The following is a 22,880-nucleotide window of genomic DNA, read 5'->3' as shown; positions in this document are numbered from 1 at the left end:
ATCCATTGACTATCAATTGGGTATGTTTTACCACGAAGCTATTTTTTCATATAGATTTTTTTGGGTTATGGTGTTAGTTTTACACCCAGATTAGCAGACAAAGCAATCGAAAACCCCAAACACAAAAAATCAAATCAAACACATTAAGTTATGAAAAAGACAGCTTTAACATTCGGATTATTTTCTTTAGTAGCAGTAGCAACTTCATTTGCAACTCCAAGTATCACTTCAAATGAAGAATTAAGAATTTTAGGACCAATTGACGGAGGAGCAACAGGAGGACAAAAGAAAAGTGATTTTCATGCAGCAAATGTAAATAAACAATTAGATTTTTCGAGTGTTAATCAATCTATCGGAACAGATAAAAAAGTAGACTAACTACATTTTAAATAAGCATTGAGGCTGCCAATTTTTTGGCAGCCTTTTTTTGTGTCTATAGTTTTAGTATTTTTGATAAAACACAAAATCGCAATTGAAAAAAAATTGTAAAATACTATTACTTCTAGTCTTTGTTTTTATGGCTTGTAACCAGAAAGCAGAATTAGATAAAAATACAATTTCTTCAGTAGATAGCCTTTCTACCTATCTTTCATTAGCAAACGAGAATAATCTGCCCTTAAATATTAAACAGAATTACAATCAAAGGGCATTAAACATAATTTTAAGCCAGAAAGATGATTCGCTTAATAAAGTAAACTTGTTTAAAGTTGCTAATCGCTATTATAATATGAGCGATTGGAAAGACTATATAAAAATCACCAAACTGATTTTAGATCGAACACAAAAATCTAAAGATTCATTACATATGGCGAAAGCCTATACCTACTTGGGAGATTATTATGCGTCACAATCTGTTTCAGACAGTGCCTTTATGCATTATTATAAAGCAGAAAAACTCTATTTAAAATTAAATGACCAGTATAATCTGGCGAAAACATTTTTAAATAAAGCAAGTCTGCAATATAACGAGGGTGATTTTTTTGAAAGCGAAATAGCTGTTTTTAAAGCTTTGAGCAGCTTAAAGAAATTGCAGAAAGCAAATGACCTTTATTATGAAAGTTATAATCTGCTAGGAATATTATACAATGAAAGAGAAGAGTATACAAAAGCCTTAGAATTTCAAAATAAAGCTTTAAAAACTTTAGAAGACAAATCTATACCCTCCATATTTCAGTATAAAGCCGCTTCGTTAAATAATGTAGGCTTTATATATCTGAAAATGGAGAATTATAAACAGGCAAAAGTTTTTTTTGAAAGAGGTTTAAAACAAGATAAACTATTTGAAGACAGGGCAAGTTTATATGCTATTTTGCTTGATAATCTGGGGTATTCTAAATTCAAACTAAAAGAATCAAATAAATTACCTGATTTGTTTTATGAGTCTTTAAAAATTCGGGATAGTCTGGGGCTTTCCTCAGGAGTAGTTTCGAGTAAAATACATTTGTCTGAGTATTTTGCTTTTAAAAAAGATACGTTTAAAGCATTGCAGTTTTCAAAACAAGCCCTAGCCTTATCGCGAACAAGCAATAAATTAATTAATACTTTAGAAGCGCTTAAACAAACAGCTGTTGTTGATCCTGAAAATGCATCTAAATATTCTAAAGAATATATTCAGCTTAATGATAAAATGCTGAAAGCAGAACGTAAAATGGGAGAAAAATTCTCTCGTATAGAATATGAAACCAACGAAATAAAAGATCAAAATTCAAGTTTACAAGAAAAGAATAAAACGCTGGTTTATGTTTTTAGTATTTGTACTTTGCTGGGTTTATTTTTTTATGTTTACAAAACGCAGCAGGCAAAAAACCGGGAATTACTTTTTAAGCAGCAGCAGCAAATTGCCAATGAAGATGTTTATAATTTAATGATTTCTCAGCAAAATGAAATTGAATCAACCCGAATTAAAGAAAAGAAAAAAGTAGCCCAGGAGTTACACGACGGTGTTTTAGGACGAATGTTTGGTATTCGAATTAGTCTCGACAGTCTCGATAAAATGGATGAAGAACAAGCGGCCGCGAAACGGAAAAAATATTTGGCAGAACTAAAACATATTGAAGAAGATATCAGGGAAATTTCGCACGACCTAAATAGAGAAAAATCTGAATTAATAAATAACTTTGTCGTAATATTAAAAAAGCTATTTGATAGCCAGAGAAATACATACCCGTCAAAACTGGTAACATCCTTTGATTCCCATATAAAATGGGAGCTCGTAAACAATATGGTTAAAATAAATTTGTACCGAATTGTTCAGGAAGCACTTCAAAATTGTAATAAATACGCAAAGGCAGATACGATTAAGGTTGAGTTTAAAAGCGAAATTGATCATCTGGTTTTGTCAATTATGGATAACGGAGTTGGATTTAATACCAAACGCACCAAAAATGGTATCGGATTGCATAATATTGAATATCGAGCGGCAGAATGTAAAGGTACCGCTGCGATAAAATCTGCCAAAGGAGAAGGAACACTTCTGGTTGTAAAAGTTCCAATTGATCAAAAAATAAACCTACAGACAAATGACACTTAATTTCAAAGCCCCAAATTCGGAATTAATTCAGCCTAACATCTTAATTGTTGATGATCATCCTTTTATCATCGAAGGATATAAGAATGCAATAACCCGGTATAATCCAAAAGAATACGATTTTATAATTGCACAGGCACATGATTGTAAATCAGCTTATGATTTATTAGAAGACGAAAATACACCGCAGTTTGAAATTGCTTTTTTAGACATTAGTATGCCGGCTTATGAAGAAAAAAATCTTTTTTCCGGTGAAGATCTGGCAAAATTAATCCTCAAGAAAATGCCGTACTGCAAAATTGTTCTATTGACAATGTATACAGAACTGCTCAAAATCAAAACCATTATACGGACCATTAATCCAAACGGGTTGATTATTAAAAACGATTTGACTTTTGATGAATTGCTTTTTGCTTTTGATAAAGTAATGAAAAGCGAAAAATATTACAGCCAGTCTGTCGTAAAAATGCTCAATCAATCGCCTCATAATTCAATAGAAATTGATGAGTTTGATAAACAGATTTTATTTCACTTATCGAAAGGAACAGAAGTACAGGAAATGCCTCAATACATCCCGATTTCCTTAACCGAAATTGAAAAACGAAGAACAAGCCTGAAAGAACTGCTTAAAATAAAATCAGGTTCTGATGATGATTTAGTAAAAGAAGCAAAAAGCAAAGGACTTTTTTAGAATGAAATTCCAAATAAAAAATTCCAAATTCCAATGACACGATTATCGGTTTTGGAATTTGGAATTTTTGTATTTAAAATTTAAAAATTATTTACTCACTCAAAGCATCCCAGCCGCGGGCTTTTAAAGCAATTTTGGCATTTGCACGGGTTACTAAATGAACTCCTTCACTTTCATCAGCCATATGCCCGATTATTGAAAAGTTAGGGTTTCCTTTAATCTTATCAAAATCATTAATGTCAATTGTAAAAAGAAGTTCATAATCTTCTCCGCCGTTAATGGCAACCGTTGTACTGTCGATATTGAATTCTTCGCAAGTCGAAATAAACTGTGGATCTAACGGCAGTTTATCTTCATATAAATTACAACCCACTTTTGATTGTTTACACAAATGAATAATTTCTGAAGATAATCCGTCAGAAATATCAATCATCGAAGTTGGTTTAATTTCAAGAGCGTGCAAAAGTGTGCGAACATCAGTTCTTGCTTCTGGTTTTAATTGTCTTTCGACCAAATACGTATAAAGATCTAAATCAGGCTGACTGTTTGGATTTACCTGAAAAACCTGCTTTTCACGCTCTAAAACCTGCAATCCCATATAAGCAGCGCCAATATCTCCGGTTACAACTAATAAATCAGTTTGTTTTGCACCGTTTCTGTAAACGATTTCATTTTCATCTGCTTCACCAATTGCCGTAATGCTAATAATTAATCCTTTTTGAGATGAGGTTGTATCACCGCCAATAACATCAACTTTATATTCTTTTGCAGCGTGTGTAATCCCTTCAAACAATTCTTCTAATGCTTCTAGCGGAAAACGATTAGAAACCGCAACAGAAACTGTAATTTGAGTTGGTTTCGCATTCATCGCGCAAATATCAGACAGGTTTACCACCACTGATTTGTAACCTAAGTGTTTCAACGGCATATAAGCCAAATCAAAATGTACGCCTTCTATCAATAAATCTGTAGAAACAACGACTTTTTTATCCTTAAAATCAAGAACAGCGGCATCATCGCCAATACTTTTTAAAGTAGATTCTTGTGTAACATCAAAATTTCGGGTTAAGTGGTCAATTAAGCCAAACTCGCCTAATTGTGCTAAACTGGTACGCTGCGGATTTTTATCTTCAATCATTTTTTCTGAGTTCCAAAGTTTGTGAGGGGCAAAGGTACAAAGTTGATAGTTTAATAACTATAAACGAAGTTGAATTATCTTTTTGAAGTATCAAGATTTGGCTTTTCTGTTTAAAATGGTATCATTTTTTAATAATATTCTATAACACGCTTTTTAGTTCCTATTTTATTTTTGGAAGTCCTTATCGATTTTATCCAATTGTTTTTGTCGTCCAAAGTATATACTAAACTTTCAGTTATGTCGAGCAGCCTTGTACCAACTTTTATTTTTTGAATTGATTTAATGAGATTTCCATATTTATCATATGTGAAATCTAACCGATAAATCATTTGTTGATTTTTGTCGAGTGCTAGTGTAGAGTTTTGATTTCCCATTGCATCATAAGTATAAAGAGTCTTTGTGTCTATTTCTTCAAAGTTTACTGTGTGGGTTTCAATTAGTTGTTTTTGAAGATTATATTTATTAGTGCTTTCAGCGACTATTTTATTTTTATCATCAAAATCAGTTTTTTTGTAAAGTAAGCCTTTACTATTGTAAATTTTGGTGCTTTTATTTCCTAAAGTGTTATTATAGATGAAATATGCAATTTCAATTTGTTGGTTTTTTTCATTGTATTTGTATTGGAACTGATCTTCGATAGTATCATTACTGTAATTTATTTCTTTTTCCCTAAGATTTTTTGAATTGAAAAAAAATATAGTTTTACGAGTATTGTTATTCGAATTGTAAAAATGCTCATATTTTACTACTGAATCATTGGTATCATAATAATATTTAGAAGAAGTATCTAAGTTGCCATTTTGGTAAGAATCTTGTTGAGTAAGCCTTCCCTTTTCATCAAAATAATCTTTGAGTATTTTGTTCGATTCTTCTGGATTCTCGTCTTTTTTAATAGAATAAATACTAACACTTTTGACTTTTCCATACAATTTACTGTCTTTTAAAGTGTTATGTAAGCCACTCATTTGCGCAGAACTTATGAATGCGTTAAAGCACATTAAGAGAGCATAAAATTTATTTTTTGTCATATGTTTTTAATTAAAAATTGTGAATAAGATTCTTCTCAAAATAATCTGGAAATTAAAAATTCGGTCTGTACACAAATTTTTTTCTTTCCTCCAAATATAGAAAAATAATAATCTCAAACTTGATCATTGTGATGGAGATAAGAACTAGTATAATACAAGGTAGAAATAGACTAGCACTCATAATTTATTATTTTGTTTTAATGCCCTAATTGTTAGTGTATTTATAGTGTTTAAGGTTATTTGAATGAAAAGAAATGACACTCTGATTTTGTTAAAATGTAAAATTTAAGCAGTAATTATAAATTATTTTTTTCCTGCTGACAAACTGTTGTCACTAGCCCGTTTTACTTTTGAAGTATAGAAATTTAAAAACTTTAAAATCATGAAAACATTAGAAGCACAAGTAATTACATCAGAAGATTTATTAAAACACTGGCAAGGTCACCGCGCCCTTACACGTCGTTTAATTGAATTGTTTCCAGAGAAAGATTTCTTTGAATTTTCAATTGCCGGAATGCGTCCTTTTGCAAAATTAGTTGATGAACTTTTGGCAATTGCAGCTCCGGCACTAAAAGGAATTGTAAATCGTGAAAGCCAGCCTTATACTGAAGCAGAAGAAAAGCTGATTTTTAAAGCGCAGTATCTTGAAAAATGGGATGAAGCAACAGCAGAAATCAATAAATATTGGGAACAATTATCTATTGAAGATTTCAGTCAGACATTTAATCTTTTCGGGCAATATGAATTTCCTATCATTCAGAATGTTTTATATTTTATTGATAATGAAGTTCATCACCGCGGACAAGCGTATGTGTATTTAAGAGCTTTAAATATCGAACCTCCATTTTTTTGGGAAAGATAATCAGACAAAATTGTAACTTTATGAATAAATCTAAAATTAATGGCTATGAGTTTAAAAAAGATAATGTCCAATTATGCAGATTATAATTTATGGGTAAATGAGCAATTCATGAATTGGCTTTCGCCGAAATCTGATGAACTGCTGTATGCAGAAGTACCTTCGAGTTTTTCAACTATTGTAAAAACACTCGATCATATTTGGTCTACAGAAGAATATTGGTTTTCTGTTATTGCTGAAACTGATATGTCAGAAAAGAAACCGGAAACCGAATTGTCTAAAGAGGAAATCTTTGCAGGCTTATTAAATTCATCGACAAAACTGAAACATCTTATCAATTCATTGTCAGAAGAAGATTTAGTCAAAGAAGTTAAAATCATTAATCCGTGGTTTGAATGCGAACAGCCAATTGCTGATTATTTAATCCAGGTTATTAATCACGGAACCTATCACAGAGGCCAGATTGTAACAATGGGACGAAATATCGGAATTACAGATGCCTCAAATACAGATTATAATTTTTATAATGTTGTTAAACAGAAATAAAACAAAAAACTCCCGAAGATAATCTCTCGGGAGTTTTTTTATAAAAGTCTTTTTCTGTTGATTTCGAGTAATTCTAAAGTTCGTGTTTTTAAACTTTCGGGTTCAAGAATTTCAGCATGATCTCCAAACATTAAAAACCAGCGCGGAAAACCACTGTCAATATCGCGGCACATAAATGTCATTTCTATTTTTCCTTCGATTTCTTTCTCAGAAATAAAACCATGATATTTTCTTTCGGTTGCCAAATATCTTGCGATTTTTTTATCAATTAAAATGCGAACTTTTGTGGTTGGACAAGTTTCTGTTTTAGTCAAATAGGTTTCTAAAGCATCGTGTTCGATTGTGAAATCGCAGTCTGTTTTTCGAATACCCTGAATTCTGTCTGTTCTAAACTGACGATAATCTTGTCGTAAATGACAATATCCTAAAAAATACCAATTGTTATTATCGTGAAAAACGCCTACAGGTTCTATGTTTCTTTGCGTAGTTGTATCTGTTTCATACGTCTTGTACGAAAGTAAAATTTGTTTTTTCTCTGCAATACCTTCAAAAAGAAGTGCCAAAGTATTGGGTGAATTATCGTTAAACATAGGTTCAGCTGTCTGCATAACAACACGGGATTCAATATTCGAAACCCAGTCTTTGTCGGTACTTCTAAGAACTGATTTCAACTTATACATCGCCGATGCATAATGACTTCCTAAAGATGGATCAGTAAATTTCTGCATCAGTTTTTCAGCAGCAATAAAACTGCTTACTTCTTCACGCGTAAACATTACAGGTGGGAGTCGGTAACCTTCCATCAACGCATAACCAACTCCGGCTTCGCTATAAATAGGAACTCCCGAAGCTTCAAGAGTTCGAATATCTCGATAAATAGTTCGCAGACTACAATCAAAACGATCGGCCAATTCCTGTGCTTTTACAATTTTTTTAGATTGTAATTGAATCAGGATGGCAACAATTCGGTCAAATCGTTTTGGGCTTTCGTCGAGCATTTTTTTAAAGGTTCTAAGGTTCTGAGTTGCTGAGGTTCTAAGTTTTTTTCTAGTTGGAAAGATTCAAAGATACAAAGGTTTTAATTTTCTCTTTTATGAAATTTTGAGATATTTTGTGTAGAAGAATAGACATACTAGAAAAATATTTTTACAATGTATATCTGTAGAGACGCACTGCAGTGCGTCTACGTCTCGTAGATTCACAAAGAAATGACGATTCCCTTTGCGTAGACGCACTGCAGTGCGTCTCTACAATTCTGTGTAGAGGTATAGGGCGCAATTAGGAAATGCATTTTCGCAATGTTTATCTGTAGAGGCGCACAGCAGTGCGTCTACGCAATCAAAATTGATAACGTATAAAAACAAAAAACCCGACAACATAAGTCATCGGGTTAAATCTATATTCTATTCTCTTTATTCTTTCTTCTAAAAAAAAAAATTAATCGTTAAGTTTCAAAACAGCCATAAACGCCTCTTGCGGAATTTCAACGTTTCCTACCTGACGCATACGTTTTTTACCTTTTTTCTGTTTTTCCAGCAATTTACGCTTACGCGAAATATCTCCACCGTAACATTTTGCGGTAACGTCTTTACGAAGTGCTTTAATCGTTTCACGAGCGATAATTTTTGCCCCAATTGCAGCCTGAATCGGAATGTCGAATTGCTGTCTCGGAATCAACTCACGTAATTTCTCGGTCATTTTTTTACCGATGTTGTAAGCATTATCTTCGTGAATCAATGCAGAAAGTGCATCAACCGTTTGTGCATTTAAAAGAACGTCAAGTTTAACTAATTTCGAAGTTTTCATTCCAATTGGAGAATAATCAAAAGAAGCATAACCTTTAGAAACCGTTTTTAAACGATCGTAAAAATCGAATACAATTTCGGCCAAAGGCATATCAAAATTCAACTCAACTCTCTCAGTCGTTAAATAGGTTTGGTTCGTAATTAAACCACGTTTTTCAATACATAAACTCATTACGTTTCCAACAAAGTCAGCTTTAGTAATGATAGTTGCTTTAATATATGGTTCTTCAACTCTGTCTAAACGAGAAGGTTCAGGTAAGTCAGAAGGGTTGTTTACAACAAATGCAGTTTCAGGATCTTTTTTAGTATAAGCCAAATACGAAACGTTAGGGACTGTAGTAATTACAGTCATATCAAACTCACGCTCTAAACGTTCCTGAATAATTTCCATGTGAAGCATTCCTAAGAACCCGCAACGGAAACCAAATCCTAACGCTGCAGAACTTTCAGGTGTAAAAACTAACGAAGCATCATTCAATTGCAATTTCTCCATCGAAGAACGCAAATCTTCATAATCTTCAGTATCAACAGGATAAATTCCCGCAAATACCATTGGTTTTACATCCTCAAAACCAGTAATCATATTAGTAGTCGGCGTTTTAGCATCAGTTAGCGTATCTCCAACTTTTACCTCTTTGGCTTCTTTAATTCCAGAAATTAAATAACCAACATCACCTGCAGAAATCACATTTTTAGGAACCTGATTTAATTTTAAAGTTCCAATTTCGTCAGCAAAATATTCATTGCCAGTAGCCATGAATTTAATTTTCTGACCTTTTTTAATTTCACCATTTACAACTCTAAAGATTACTTCGATTCCACGAAACGGATTATAAACCGAGTCAAAAATCAAAGCTTGCAATGGTTCATCCACATTTCCTTTTGGAGCCGGGATTTTTTCAATAATTGCTGCTAAAATATTTTCAACACCAAAACCTGTTTTTCCAGAGGCATGAATAATATCTTCTAATTTACATCCTAATAAATCAATAATATCGTCGCTTACTTCTTCCGGATTAGCACTTGGTAAATCAACTTTATTTAAAACCGGAATAATTTCCAAATCATTCTCTAAAGCCAAATATAAGTTAGAAATAGTCTGCGCCTGAATACTTTGTGCTGCGTCAACAATCAAAAGTGCACCTTCGCAGGCAGCAATCGATCTTGAAACCTCGTATGAAAAATCTACGTGACCCGGAGTATCGATTAAGTTTAAGATATATTCTTCACCTTTATAAGTATATTCCATTTGTATGGCGTGACTTTTAATGGTAATACCGCGCTCGCGCTCCAGGTCCATGTTGTCAAGCAATTGTGCTTTTTCTTCACGAGCTGTAACAGTTTGAGTAGCGCCCAATAATCGGTCTGCCAGTGTACTTTTACCGTGGTCAATGTGTGCAATAATGCAAAAGTTACGTATCTTCTTCATTTTAATATATCAGTTCTCTAACGAGTTTAAGTATTTTTTTGGATGCAAATTGCGCTATAACAATTGTTTTAACGCCTCTTATTAAGGGGCAAAGATAGCGCAAAGTTTTGGATTCTGGAATGATGCGCGCGCGATAGTTAAAAGGTGAAATTCATTTTTTTAATTAAAACTCAAAATTAAAACCTTTTTCAGTCAGTTTCTTGTAGATTTCGGCATCAAATTTATAGAGTTTTGCTGCTCTGTGCGATACGTCCTGCTGTTTTTCATCGAGTGCCAAAAGTAGTTTCATATGAAGAATTTTTCGACGGAAATTAGATTTGTCCAGTTCAATTCCGAGGATTTCTTCATAAAGATGCATTAATTGCAGTAAAGTAAATTTTTCAGGTAAAAGATTAAATCCAATTGGTGCCTGACGAACGCGGTTTCGAAGCTGCATCAAACTGAAATCTAAAATCTCATTATGGTCAAAAATTAAATTGGGAACCTCATTTATTCTACACCATTTTGCTTCACGAACATCCAAACTTGCTTTAACATCATAGTCTTCCTGATTTACAAGAGTATAATAGCCAATCGTTACAATTCGGCGATCCAGAACACGGGCCGGATTTGTAAAAGCTTTTAACTGCTCGAGATAAATATTGTCCAGACTTGTAAGTTCGTATAAAATTCGCTGTGCAGCATCATCGGCACTTTCTTCCCTTTTCAGCCAGCCTCCTAATACTCCCCAGCTTCCTTCACTTTCTCCGCCGGCATGCTGAACTAATAGTACTTCAAGACTTTCTTTTTTAAAACCAAAAATGACACAGTCAATTGAAATTCCGTCAATTGCTGGTGTCGCATTATTTAAAGCAGATTTGCTTTCGGTTTTAGAAGTTTTTATAGAAGATACTGTTGCCATTTATTACCTTATATGCGTGTTTTAAAATTCAAAATTAAAACCTTTTTCAGTTAGTTTTTTGTAAATCTCCGGATCAAACTTATATAATTTTGCTGCTCTGTGTGAAACATCCTGTTGTTTTTCATCTAAAACAACTAATAATTTCATGTGCAGAATTTTTCGGCGGAAATTAGATTTATCCATTTCAATCCCCAGGATTTCTTCATAAAGATGCATTAACTGTAATAAAGTAAATTTTTCAGGTAAAAGATTAAAACCAATAGGTGCCTGACGAACTCGGTTTTGTAGATTTTGAATACTATAAGATAAAATTTCGTTGTGATCGTAAATCAAATCAGGAATACTGTTGATTTTATACCATTTGGCATCAGAAGCTGTAAAACCGGCCTTAATATTATAATCTTCTCTTTTTACAAGCGCATAATATCCAATAGTGATAACACGTCGAAGAGGGAAACGATCCGGATCTCCAAAAGCTTTTAGCTGCTCCAGATAAATATTGTCAAGACCCGTAAGTTCATTTAATAAACGATGGGCAGCATCGTCAGTGCTTTCTTTTTTATAAATCCATCCACCTGGAAGTCCCCATTTTCCTTTACTGATACCTTCTGCGTGCTGGACTAAAAGTACTTCCAGACTTCCTTCATCAAAACCAAAAACAACGCAGTCAATCGTGATTGCATTCATTGCATTTTGTTCGCTTTTTGCAACAGAGTCGGCATCTACTTTTTTATCCATGTGCGAAATAAATTTTGACAAATTAAACAAATAAAATGCATAACTGTCTTTTTTGATTACTTAATATTTTTTTAACAAAGCAAAAAATTGATAATCAGTTGTTTGAAATCATGATGAAAAAAGAAATTTTAAATAAAAATCTTTTAAACGATTGATTGTCAAAATGCTGCAATACAATTTTTTCAATATTTTTTCTCTCACTTTTAGCTTTATTCTTGTTAGATTAATAAAAATGAATCCCTATAAATCAGAATTGAAAAAAAATAACCTTAATATTTTGCTAAAATAGAAAAAAAGTTTTACACTTGTAGTCAAATTTACCATAAGATAAGTTCAATATGACTATAAGTTTTAAAAAGGAACAATTTTCTGGAAATTATGAACTCAAAAATAGTAGGAGAATTAAATGTTTTGGGTTTAAAACTATTCAAATGAAACTTACACTTTAATCACATATACACGTAACTAACTTAATTTAAACCAACTCTTATTTATTATGAAAAGCAAATATTGTATTAAAACAACAATGCTCTCGTTTTGCACGACGCTGTTGTTTAGCTTATTTATGATGCAGTCGGCTTTTGCTCAGGCACAATCCCGATCTGTAAATGGAATTGTAACATCGGCTGTTGACGGAATGGGCGTTCCCGGAGCAACTGTTGCAGTTGAAGGAACTAAAATTGGCGCCGCAACCGATTTTGATGGAAATTATAAAATAGAAGCAAAAGCAGGAGACGTTCTTGTTTTTACTTTTATAGGATTTAAAACACAGAAAGTAACAGTAGGAGCTCAAAAAACTATTAATGTTACATTGCAGGAAGAAACAGCAGAACTTAAAGAAATTGTGGTTATCGGGTACGGAACACAAAAGAAAAAGGTAAATACTGCAGCAACTTCATTAGTTTCAGGAAAAGATATTCAGCAGGTTGCCAGTCTTGATGTTGTAAACGCTTTACAAGGTCAGGCTTCCGGAGTTTCTGTTACTTCATCTTCAGGACAGCCCGGAGCTAATATGGTAGTAAACATTCGTGGGGCAGGTACCGCAGGAAACAGTGACCCATTGTATGTAGTTGACGGAGTTGTTGTTGATAACGGAATTGGATATCTTGATCCGTCAGTTATTGAAAGGGTCGATGTACTTAAAGATGCTTCGGCGGCATCTATTTACGGTGCAAGAGCAGCAAACGGAGTTATTTTGGTGACAACTAAAAAAGGAAAAGACGGAAAAATGAATGTTTCCCTTAATTCTTATACCGGTTTTCAACAGGTTGCCAAAAAACTGGATTTAATGAATACACAGGAATACACAACAATTGCAAACGAAGCACGTGTAAATTCAGGTTATGCGCCATTGTACACTCAGGCTCAAATTGCTGCATTTCCTAATCACGACTGGCAGGATGATTTATTCAATGAAGGAGCAATCAAACAAAACCATTCACTCTTAATTACGGGCGGAGATAAAAAATCAACTATCGCAACCGGGTTATCTTACTACGGACAAGAAGGAATGATTGGCGGAGTAGCCAATCAATCGCAATATGACCGTATTACTTTTAGTGTAAACTCGACTTCAGAAGTCATTGAAAATCATTTGAAAATTGGAGAAAACTTCACTTTTGCAAATGTAAAAAGCAGCGGAATTGCCGATGACGGAATTTACAGCAACGGTATCAGGAGTTTCTTAAACGCAGCGCCAATTGATGCGGCTTATGATGCAAACGGGGATTTTGCACATTCTGTTATTTCGGCAGATATCAGCAACCCGGTTGGGTCTTTATACTACAATAACTTCAATCAGACTAAAAACAATCGTTACGTTGGGAATATTTTCGCAGAATTAAAATTCTTAAAAGATTTTACATTCAGAACCAGTTTTGGTGTTGATATGACGGATAGTAATTTCCGTTCTTTCAGACCTGTTTATTCTCTTTCTTCAAATGATAATAACACCGTTTCAAGCGTTACTCAAAGTGCTACGAAAAGTTCAGGATGGATTTTTGAAAATACGTTACAGTATAAAATCACAATTGCAAACGCTCACAATTTTGATGTTTTAGTAGGAACATCGGCAAAAAAGAATACTTCTGATTACATGGAAGGGCAGGGAAGAAATTTAATTTTTGATGATTTCGCACATGCTTATCTGGACAATGCCAAAGATCCAACATCAAATGTGGTAAAAGGAAATCGTAAAGATTATGCGATTCAATCTTACTTCGGACGTTTGTTATACGATTATAATAATAAATATTTATTCTCTGCAACAGTTCGTCGTGACGGATCTTCAGAATTTGGACCAAATAATAAATATGCTGTTTTCCCATCATTTTCTGCAGGTTGGAATGTTGACAAAGAAAATTTCATGTCATTTTTATTCGCAGAAAAAAACGGTTTAAATACTTTAAAATTTAGAGGAAGCTGGGGACAAAATGGTAACGACCAGTTTGCAAGACGTTTTGCCTATATGTCAACAGTAAATTCTACAGATAAAACATATCATTTTGGTACTGGCGACGAAACCTTATTAGTGGGTTCAAGCCCTGATCAATTGTCAAACCGTGATTTAAAATGGGAAACTTCAGAGCAGTTAGACTTAGGTTTTGATGCGGTATTGTTTAACAACTTCACTTTAACATTCGATTATTACGATAAAAAAACAAAAGACTGGTTAGTTCTGGCTTCGATTCCAACTTATGCAGGAGCAACTGCACCTTATATTAATGGTGGAGATGTTAGCAATAAAGGTTTTGAAATTGGTTTAGGATACAGAACGCATATTGGAAAAGACTGGAATTTTGGTATTAATGCAAACCTTTCGCGCAATCAAAACAAAGTACTTAGAATTGCCAACAACGAAGGAATTATTCACGGAGAAACGAATGTATTGTTTCAAGGTTTAGACGAGATGAACCGTGTTGAGGTTGGAAAACCAATGGGTTATTTCTATGGATTAAAAACCGACGGAATTTTTCAAAATGCGGCAGAAGTTGCAGCAGGTGTTCAGCCAAATGCACAGCCGGGAGATGTTCGTTTTGTGGATTTGAATAATGATGGAAAAATTGATGCCAATGATAAAACAGAAGTTGGAAATCCAAATCCGGATATTAATTATGGTGTAAATCTTGAAGTTTCCTACAAGGCTTTTGATTTCTCTATTAATACGTACGGAATTGCCGGAGGACAAAACGTTTTTGGTGTTCATGATTATACTCGTGCTTACACAAACAATACGACTGATATTTTAAACAGATGGACAACGGAAGGATCTTCAAACAGAACTCCGAGAGTTACTTACGGAACTGACGCTAACGGAAACTATACTAAATTCTCTGATTTGTATATTCAGGATTCTGATTTCTTCAGAATTAAAAATGCTACAATTGGATGTGACTTAACAAAGCTGACAAACAAACTTAGTTTCTTCACTAAATTCAGATTATATGTTGCCGGAAATAACATTTACACATTCACAAAATATCAGGGAATGGATCCGGAAATTGGTTTTGGAAACGTAAACCAATCCTGGGCTAAAGGAATTGATGTTGGATATTACCCACAGCCTCGTACATACATGATGGGTCTAAATGTTAACTTTTAAATTATAAAAACAATGAAACTATATATAAAACTATTTGCTCTTTCAAGCCTATTTATTTTAGGTTCTTGTTCGGAGGATTTTTTGGAAAATGAGCCATACACAGATAAAGTAACCGAGAATTTTTATAAAACACCTTCAGATGCTTTTGAAGGATTGGTTGCAGTTTATGATGTATTACAACGTGAAGCTTACGGCGGACCTTTATTAGTGAGTGAACAGGCTTCTGACGATTGTTTTGGAGGTTACGGAATTGCCGATGGTCAGGCCGATATTGAATGGGATCGCTTTTTATATGTGTCTGATAAAGACATGAACAAAGATATTTGGGCAAATGCTTATTTAGGAATTTACAGAGCCAACATTTTATTAGAAAATCTGGATAAAGTAGAGTGGGGATCAGACACCGCTTTGAAAACTCGTTACGAAGCCGAAGCACGTTTTTTAAGAGCACACTTTCATTTTACAGCAGCTAAAATGTTTGGAGACATTATTCCGCTAGATCATACCGTAACAACAAGTGAGTTTGAATTACCAAGACAATCTCCTGAAGTTACATATGCCTTAATTGCAGGTGATTTAAAATTTGCAGCAGACAATTTAGGACCTGAAAATTATTCACAAAACGGAAATGCTAATTTCGGACGTATCACAAAATGGGCAGCCGAAGCGTATTTGGCCAGAACATTTTTATTCTACACCGGAGTTTACAACAAAACAGATTTAGCTGGTGTAGTAACAAAAGCTCAGGCTGTAACTTATATCAATGATGTTGTAAATAACAGTGGACACGGCTTAGTGGCTGATTTTGCTAATCTCTGGTTAGCGGCTTCTTTAGAAAATTTTGTTGGAGAAGACAATACCGAAATGGTTTGGGCAGTTCGTTTTAACGGTTCAGGAAAAGGAAACTGGGATTTACATGAAGGAAACCGTTTTCAGGTAAACATTGCACCGCGTGGAGGAGCAATAGGAAAATATGCAACAGGATGGGGGGGAGCAACAGTAAATCAAAAACTGGTTGCTGCCTACAGTGCGGCTGATACCAGAAAAGCAGCTTCGTTTATTGATTATGTGGGTGAAAATTTAAATTTTGATGCACAAGCGAGAGAGCAGCGTCAATACACAGGATATTCATGGAAAAAATATTGTCCAATAACCAATGCCGCAGGAACAAGTGTGGTAGAAGCAAATGGAGGAAATTTCCAAATTGACAACTATCAGGATTACGCTATTATTCGTTTTGCCGATGTATTATTAATGGCTGCTGAATTGAATTTAGAATCAAACCCGGCTTTGGCACAGACAGATTTAGACAGAGTTCGTGATCGTGCATTTAAAAACACAACAAACAGAGTTACGGCTAACATAGCAAACATCATGAAAGAGCGTCAGTTAGAATTAGCTTTGGAAGGACTTCGTTATTTCGATTTACTAAGACAAGGAATGTCTGCAACAAAACAAGCGATTGATAACAACACTGGAGATTCTCAGTTTAATGTGACTTTCAGAACAGAAACGCAAGGCTGGTTTCCTTTACCACAATCTCAGGTAATACTTTCAAATGGAACTATTACTCAAAATCCAGGTTGGAATTAACTTTAAAACAAAATGATTATGAAACGTATATTATATATAGTATTAGCGGCAGTAACTATTGGTTCGATGTTATTTTCATGCGAGCCTGTAGAAGACCGCGACAGTTTACCGGCAGTGACTTTAACGCCGTCTACGCTTAAGTTTTCGGTAACACAAAATCCTACTAACACAAATGAAGTAATTTTGACAAATCCTGATCCGTCGATAATTCCATATTGGAAATATGTTGACAGTAACGGAAACGAATTAGGACATTCAAACAAAAGCAGTGATAAAATTGCATTGCCTTTTGCCGGGAAATACACCGTTTATTACACCGCTTTTACAAGAGGAGGTTCTGTAGATGCAGCTCCGGTTGAGGTTACGGTAACTGAAAACGATGAAGAATATTTCAGCAATCCAAAATGGGATATGCTTACAAATGGAGTAACCGGAAAAAACTGGGTATTAGACATGATCGATCCTGTAGGATGGGCAGGTTTAGATTATCCTGCAGCATCTGGAGACAACTGGAACTGGTTTCCGGATTATGCAAGCAACTCTTGGGTAATGCCAAATAAAAACTGGGGTGAAATGCATTTTGACCTAAACGGAGGTTACAATACAAGTGTAACACAAACGGCACTTGCAAGCGCACAGCAAACTACAAAGTCAGGAACATACAATTTCGATATTGCAAACAACAAACTAACTTTTAACGGCGGAGTTGAAATGCTTTACGGAGGAGATTACTATGGAGATGTAAGCAACTGGTATAGTTTAAAAGTGGTTGAATTATCAGCAACATCACTACGTTTAGCCGTTATCAGAGATAAAAGCAGAACTGGAGAAGGCGTTTGTTTAATCGTTTTTCACTACAAGCCTAAACCATAATACATTGTAAAAAAAAACTACCGGTAGGTGATCGATACAGATGCCTATCGGTATGTTTATATTTGTTTTATAATCCATTAAACTACTATCTATGAAAACCAAATGTAAATATCTAATGAGACTTTCGCTACTGATTTTTTCTGCGATGTTTTTATTAAGTTCCTGCAGTAAAAAAGAAGATGCTTTTGCAAACCGAAAAATTTCTTTTAATGCGGACTGGAGTTTTCTTTTAAATGATAGTATAATAGATAAAGACACAATTGGAACTTCAACCAAATGGAGAACTTTAGATCTTCCTCACGATTGGAGCATCGAAGGTAAATTTGATGAAAAAAGCCCAGCAGGATATGGGGGAGGATCATTAACAGGAGGTTTAGGATGGTATAAAAAAACATTTAAAATTTCACCTGAAGATATAAATAAAAAAATATCAATCACCTTTGATGGCGTTTATAAAAACAGTGAAGTCTGGATAAACGGACATTATTTAGGAAAACGTCCAAACGGATATATTGGCTTTCAATATGAACTTTCACAATACTTAAATTTCGGAGAAAAAACCAACGAAATAATTGTAAAGGTTGACAATTCAAAACAACCCAACTCACGCTGGTATTCGGGATCAGGAATTTTTAGAAATGTCTGGTTAGAAACTACAGATAAATTACACGTTGAACATTGGGGAACTTATGTAACAACTCCAAAAGTTACTGCCGAAAAAGCTTCTGTAAATATTGAAAACCGAATTCAGAACGAGCATTCAGAATCAAAAAAAGTAAAATTAATAACTACTATTTATAAAGAAGATACAGAAGTAACATCAGTTACCCAATATATAACACTTACTCCAAAAAGCGGCACATTTTTAACTGCGCAAGCGGAAGTTGAATCGCCAGTTTTATGGTCAGTTGAAAAACCGGAATTATATACAGCAGTTACCGAAATTTTGGTTGATGATAAAATCGTAGATCAATACAAAACCAATTTCGGAATCAGAGATTTTAAATTTGATTTGAACAAAGGCTTTATTTTAAACGGAAAACAAGTAAAAATAAAAGGAGTCTGCATGCATCATGATTTAGGCCCATTAGGTTCTGCAATCAATACACGCGCAATCGAACGTCAGTTAGAAATCCTGAAAGAAATGGGCGTAAACGGAATCAGAACTTCTCATAATCCACCAGCTCCGGAACTTTTAGATTTATGTGATAAAATGGGTTTCATTGTAATGGATGAAGCTTTTGACATGTGGAAACAAAACAAAACCAAATACGATTATGCAAATGACTGGGACAAATGGCACAGAAAAGATTTAGTTGATCAATTACGTCGCGACCGAAACCATCCAAGCATTTTTATATGGAGTATAGGAAACGAAATTCCGGAACAATGGAATGAAACTGGTATTGAAATTGCCAAAGAATTGGCAGCAATAGTAAGAAAAACGGATGGAACACGGCCAATTACCGCCGCTATGAATCCGCCGGTAAATATGAATATTGATGCAGTAACATTACAATTCGAAAAAAAGAATGTTCAATTTAATGCCATTGCAAAATCTGGTATTTTAGATCTTATCGGATATAATTATGCGCATCAAACGTATGAATATCATCAAAAGAATTTTCCAAACAAACCTTTCATTGCAACAGAAACAACTTCAGGTTTACAAACGCGTGGTTATTATGATACTGTTTCAGATACCATAAAAAAATGGCCCGTAAGATGGGATCTTAAATTTACAGGAGGAAATCCCGGAAACACTGTTTCTGCATACGATCAGGTTCAGGCGCCTTGGGGTTCAACGCACGAAGCAACCTGGAAAGTCATTAAAAAACACGATTTCCTTTCTGGAATGTACATCTGGACCGGTTTTGATTATATCGGAGAACCAACACCTTATGAATGGCCGTCAATCAGTTCGTATTTCGGAATTGTCGATCTAGCCGGTTTCCCGAAAGACGTTTATTATATGTACCAAAGTGAATGGACAGATAAAACGGTTCTTCACATCTTCCCACATTGGAATTGGAAAGCCGGACAGACTGTTGACGTTTGGGCATACTACAATAAAGCCGATGAGGTTGAACTTTACGTAAACGGAAAATCAGTTGGAAAAAGAAGTAAAAAAGGAGATGATTTACACGTAATGTGGAGAATTCCTTTTCAAGCCGGAACACTAAAAGCAGTTTCTCGTAAAAACGGAAAAACAGTTTTAGAAAAAGAAATCAAAACAGCAGGAAATCCATCGCAGCTAAAACTAACCGCAGACAGAAGTACAATCAAAGCAGATAAAAATGATTTGTCTTTTGTGACTGTTGATATTTTAGATGATAAAGGCACTTTGGTTCCGAATGCTAATAACGAAATCAATTTCTCTCTAAAAGGAAACGGAAAAATTGTTGGCGTTTGCAGCGGAGATCCAGTAAGTCACGAATCGTATAAAGGAAATAAACATACTGCTTTGGCTGGAAAATGTTTGGTAATTGTACAATCTGGAGATAAAACAGGAAGACTCGAATTAACAGCAAAAGCAAACGGATTAAAACCCGCAACAATCGTAATCACAACAGAATAATAATACAACGTCAATGTTCCTGCAAGGTTTGAAAAACCTTGCAGGATGAAATGTATAATTAGATTTTAAATAGAAGAAAAAATATAAACCTATAAGGTTTTGGAACCTTGCAGGAGAACTAACATCTAGAATTATCAACCAATGAAAAACGCACAACTAACCACTTTGTTTTCAATCTGTATGTTTGGATTTCTGCTTACGCCAAAAGCATCGGCACAAATCCAAAATGCAGATGTGTTAAACGCTCCAATAGACATCAGCAAAGATTTTCAGAATTACCTGAACACCTTTTATTTTGCCGATGAACTAGCTTCTTTTGATCCCGCAACAGGAAAAGGAACTATAAAATATTTGCGATACAATTACAAAACACGTCAGGCTTTCAACAATATGATGATGAAACCTGATGTAGAAAAAGCAAACGAATTTCCAACAACAGAATACGAAGTTTCGCCAGAATTGCCATTCGAAATTCAGTTTGTTTCCGATAGAACGATCAGAATAAAAACTACTTCGGGACCGCAGTTTCATCCACAAAAAGAATCTTTAATGTTAGTGGACGGCGTTGCGCCAAATCACCCGGAATTATGGAAATATTCTAAAATAGAAGGCGGTCACAAATACACCAGCAAACATGGCGTTGTTGAAATTTTGACAAAACCTTGGCACGTAAAAATTTACGATGAAAACGGAAAATTGCTGACCAGTACACTTCATGATACCGATTTTAAAAACACTTATACACCAACACTTCCGTTTTCGTACGTTCGCAGAAACAGCGATTATTCCAGAAGTATGGGCGCAGCTTTCAGCTTAGAACCAGACGAAAAAATATTTGGCTGTGGAGAATCATTCACACAATTCAACAAACGTGGTCAAAAAGTAGTTTTATGGACGGATGACGCCAACGGAATCCAAAATGAAACGATGTACAAACCAATTCCGTTTTACATGAGCAGCCGCGGTTACGGAGTTTTCATGCATCATTCAACACCAATTACAGTTGACTTTGGAAAATACTTTGGAAGTGCCAACGAAATGTACATTGGCGATGACGAAGCCGATTTGTTTTTCTTCATTGGAGAACCAAAAGACGTTTTAGATCAATATACCAATTTAACCGGAAAAGCGGCTATGCCGCCGCTTTGGTCATTCGGTTTTTGGATGAGCCGAATTACTTATTTCTCTGAAAAAGAAGGAAGAGAAGTAGCAAAAGATTTACGCAAATACAAAATCCCAACAGATGTGATTCATTTTGACACAGGCTGGTTTGATGTAGACTGGAGAAACAATTACGAGTTTGCAAAAGCACGTTTTCCGGATGCCACAAAAATGATGTCTGATTTAAAAGAAGATGGTTTTCATGTGTGTTTATGGCAGTTACCTTATTTTACACCAAAGAATACTTTGTTCCCTGAAATCATGGATAAAAACCTTGCAGTAAGAGACAGAAAAGGAAATCTACCGTATGAAGATGCTGTTTTAGATTTCTCAAATCCTGAAACAGTAACCTGGTATCAGGCAAAATTGAAGAAATTATTTGACGAAGGTGTTTCGGTTTTCAAAGTTGATTTTGGAGAAGCTGCTCCGCCGGACGGCATTTACCATTCTGGAAGAACAGGATTTTACGAACACAATTTATATCCGTTACGATATAATAAAGCCGTTGCCGAAATTACGCAGAAAGAAAAAGGCTATACTTTAATCTGGGCGAGAAGTACTTGGGCAGGATCTCAGCGTTACCCTTTACATTGGGGAGGAGATGCCGAAACTTCAAACGGAGCAATGTCGGCAGAATTACGTGGCGGACTTTCATTAGGCCTAAGCGGATTCAGTTTCTGGAGTCATGATGTTGGGGGATTTGCAACAAAATCACCAGAGAATTTATACAGAAGATGGGCACCATTCGGGATGTTTACATCACACGTAAGAAGCCACGGAGAGCCTCCGCGCGAACCTTGGTTATACAGCAAAGATTTTCTGGAAGGATTTAGAAAAGCAGATAATATGCGTTACGAATTAATGCCGTATATCTACGCTCAGGCGAAAGAAAGTTCTCAAAAAGGATTACCAATGATGCGTGCTTTATTTGTAGAATATCCAAATGATCCGGGAGCCTGGTTAGTCGATAATGAATATTTATTTGGATCAAGTATTTTGGTAGCACCACTTTTTGAAGAAGTAACAGAAAGAGACGTTTATCTTCCGGAAGGAACATGGATTGATTACCAAACTAAAAAAGTGTACCAGTCTGGCTGGCATAAAATTAAAGCCGGAGAAGTGCCAATCGTAGTTTTGGTAAAAGATGGAACTGCAATTCCTCACATTGGTTTAGCACAATCTACAAAAGACATGGATTGGAGCAAATTAACACTAAAAGTATATGCAAGCGATAAAACTACTTCGGCTACAGCCAAAATATTTTTACCGGACGGCGATGCAGTACAAGAAATAAAAGTGACCAAAAGCGGAAACAATTTTGACGTAACATCAAACCCATTAAAAGGAAAAACGACTCTAAAAACAGAGTGGGTGAAATAAAAAAGTTGCTAATTAAAAGAATTAAATTGAGT

General features: G+C 34.8%; 16 protein-coding genes. 10 read left to right on the top strand and 6 right to left on the bottom strand.

Annotated features, from left to right (window positions below; genetic code table 11):
• Nucleotides 1-150 precede the first annotated feature (150 nt).
• From ASD98_RS22080 to ASD98_RS22070, 3 genes are all read left to right on the top strand, one after another.
• Nucleotides 151-378, top strand: a complete 228-nt coding sequence (locus ASD98_RS22080) for a hypothetical protein (RefSeq protein ID WP_056208926.1) — start codon at nucleotides 151-153, stop codon at nucleotides 376-378.
• A 139-nt stretch (nucleotides 379-517) separates the two neighbouring features.
• Nucleotides 518-2,530, top strand: coding sequence for a tetratricopeptide repeat-containing sensor histidine kinase (locus ASD98_RS22075; protein ID WP_056208924.1), 2,013 nt, complete (start codon nucleotides 518-520; stop codon nucleotides 2,528-2,530).
• The gene (locus ASD98_RS22070; protein WP_056208920.1) at nucleotides 2,520-3,218 is read left to right on the top strand and encodes a response regulator; all 699 of its coding nucleotides are present in this window, start codon (nucleotides 2,520-2,522) and stop codon (nucleotides 3,216-3,218) included. Before ASD98_RS22075 ends, ASD98_RS22070 begins: the two co-directional genes overlap by 11 nt.
• A gap of 91 nt (nucleotides 3,219-3,309) precedes the next feature.
• Here ASD98_RS22070 and thiL read toward each other — a convergent pair whose 3' ends face one another.
• Both thiL and ASD98_RS22060 read right to left on the bottom strand, forming a co-directional pair.
• Nucleotides 3,310-4,356, bottom strand: coding sequence for a thiamine-phosphate kinase (gene thiL, locus ASD98_RS22065; protein WP_056208917.1), 1,047 nt, complete (start codon nucleotides 4,354-4,356; stop codon nucleotides 3,310-3,312).
• Between the two features lie 128 nt (nucleotides 4,357-4,484).
• The gene (locus ASD98_RS22060; protein ID WP_056208915.1) at nucleotides 4,485-5,384 is read right to left on the bottom strand and encodes a hypothetical protein; all 900 of its coding nucleotides are present in this window, start codon (nucleotides 5,382-5,384) and stop codon (nucleotides 4,485-4,487) included.
• Nucleotides 5,385-5,766: 382 nt separating this feature from the next.
• Between ASD98_RS22060 and ASD98_RS22055 the strand changes: the two genes are divergently transcribed.
• Both ASD98_RS22055 and ASD98_RS22050 read left to right on the top strand, forming a co-directional pair.
• The gene (locus tag ASD98_RS22055) at nucleotides 5,767-6,246 is read left to right on the top strand and encodes a DinB family protein (protein ID WP_056208913.1); all 480 of its coding nucleotides are present in this window, start codon (nucleotides 5,767-5,769) and stop codon (nucleotides 6,244-6,246) included.
• Nucleotides 6,247-6,291: 45 nt separating this feature from the next.
• Nucleotides 6,292-6,789: a DinB family protein gene (locus tag ASD98_RS22050; RefSeq protein WP_056209000.1), complete on the top strand. Its 498-nt coding sequence runs from the start codon at nucleotides 6,292-6,294 to the stop codon at nucleotides 6,787-6,789.
• A gap of 38 nt (nucleotides 6,790-6,827) precedes the next feature.
• Here the strand turns inward: ASD98_RS22050 and ASD98_RS22045 are convergent, their stop codons facing one another.
• The 4 genes from ASD98_RS22045 to ASD98_RS22030 form a co-directional block, all read right to left on the bottom strand.
• Nucleotides 6,828-7,787, bottom strand: a complete 960-nt coding sequence (locus ASD98_RS22045) for a YafY family protein (protein WP_056208910.1) — start codon at nucleotides 7,785-7,787, stop codon at nucleotides 6,828-6,830.
• Nucleotides 7,788-8,226: 439 nt separating this feature from the next.
• Nucleotides 8,227-10,023 carry a translation elongation factor 4 gene (gene lepA, locus ASD98_RS22040; RefSeq protein WP_056208908.1) on the bottom strand — a complete coding sequence of 599 codons (1,797 nt, stop codon included), beginning with the start codon at nucleotides 10,021-10,023 and terminating at the stop codon, nucleotides 8,227-8,229.
• 163 nt (nucleotides 10,024-10,186) lie between these two features.
• Entirely contained in the window at nucleotides 10,187-10,924 is a 738-nt protein-coding gene (locus ASD98_RS22035; protein ID WP_056208905.1) for an NUDIX domain-containing protein, read from the bottom strand.
• 21 nt (nucleotides 10,925-10,945) lie between these two features.
• Nucleotides 10,946-11,662 (bottom strand): NUDIX domain-containing protein, encoded by a 717-nt coding sequence (locus ASD98_RS22030; RefSeq protein WP_056208902.1) that lies wholly within the window; start codon nucleotides 11,660-11,662, stop codon nucleotides 10,946-10,948.
• Between the two features lie 496 nt (nucleotides 11,663-12,158).
• Here ASD98_RS22030 and ASD98_RS22025 point away from each other — a divergent pair, with 496 nt between their 5' ends.
• From ASD98_RS22025 to ASD98_RS22005, 5 genes are all read left to right on the top strand, one after another.
• Entirely contained in the window at nucleotides 12,159-15,263 is a 3,105-nt protein-coding gene (locus ASD98_RS22025; protein ID WP_056208898.1) for a TonB-dependent receptor, read from the top strand.
• Between the two features lie 12 nt (nucleotides 15,264-15,275).
• Nucleotides 15,276-16,856 carry a RagB/SusD family nutrient uptake outer membrane protein gene (locus ASD98_RS22020; protein WP_056208897.1) on the top strand — a complete coding sequence of 527 codons (1,581 nt, stop codon included), beginning with the start codon at nucleotides 15,276-15,278 and terminating at the stop codon, nucleotides 16,854-16,856.
• An 18-nt stretch (nucleotides 16,857-16,874) separates the two neighbouring features.
• Nucleotides 16,875-17,729 (top strand): hypothetical protein, encoded by an 855-nt coding sequence (locus ASD98_RS22015; RefSeq protein WP_056208894.1) that lies wholly within the window; start codon nucleotides 16,875-16,877, stop codon nucleotides 17,727-17,729.
• Between the two features lie 115 nt (nucleotides 17,730-17,844).
• The gene (gene galB / locus ASD98_RS22010) at nucleotides 17,845-20,307 is read left to right on the top strand and encodes a beta-galactosidase GalB (protein WP_056208998.1); all 2,463 of its coding nucleotides are present in this window, start codon (nucleotides 17,845-17,847) and stop codon (nucleotides 20,305-20,307) included.
• Nucleotides 20,308-20,448: 141 nt separating this feature from the next.
• Nucleotides 20,449-22,848, top strand: coding sequence for an alpha-xylosidase (locus ASD98_RS22005; RefSeq protein ID WP_056208891.1), 2,400 nt, complete (start codon nucleotides 20,449-20,451; stop codon nucleotides 22,846-22,848).
• Nucleotides 22,849-22,880 lie beyond the last annotated feature (32 nt).

Source organism: Flavobacterium sp. Root186, from assembly GCF_001428525.1.
Taxonomy (GTDB): Bacteria; Bacteroidota; Bacteroidia; order Flavobacteriales; family Flavobacteriaceae; genus Flavobacterium.
This window is presented reverse-complemented; position numbering and strand designations above follow the sequence as displayed.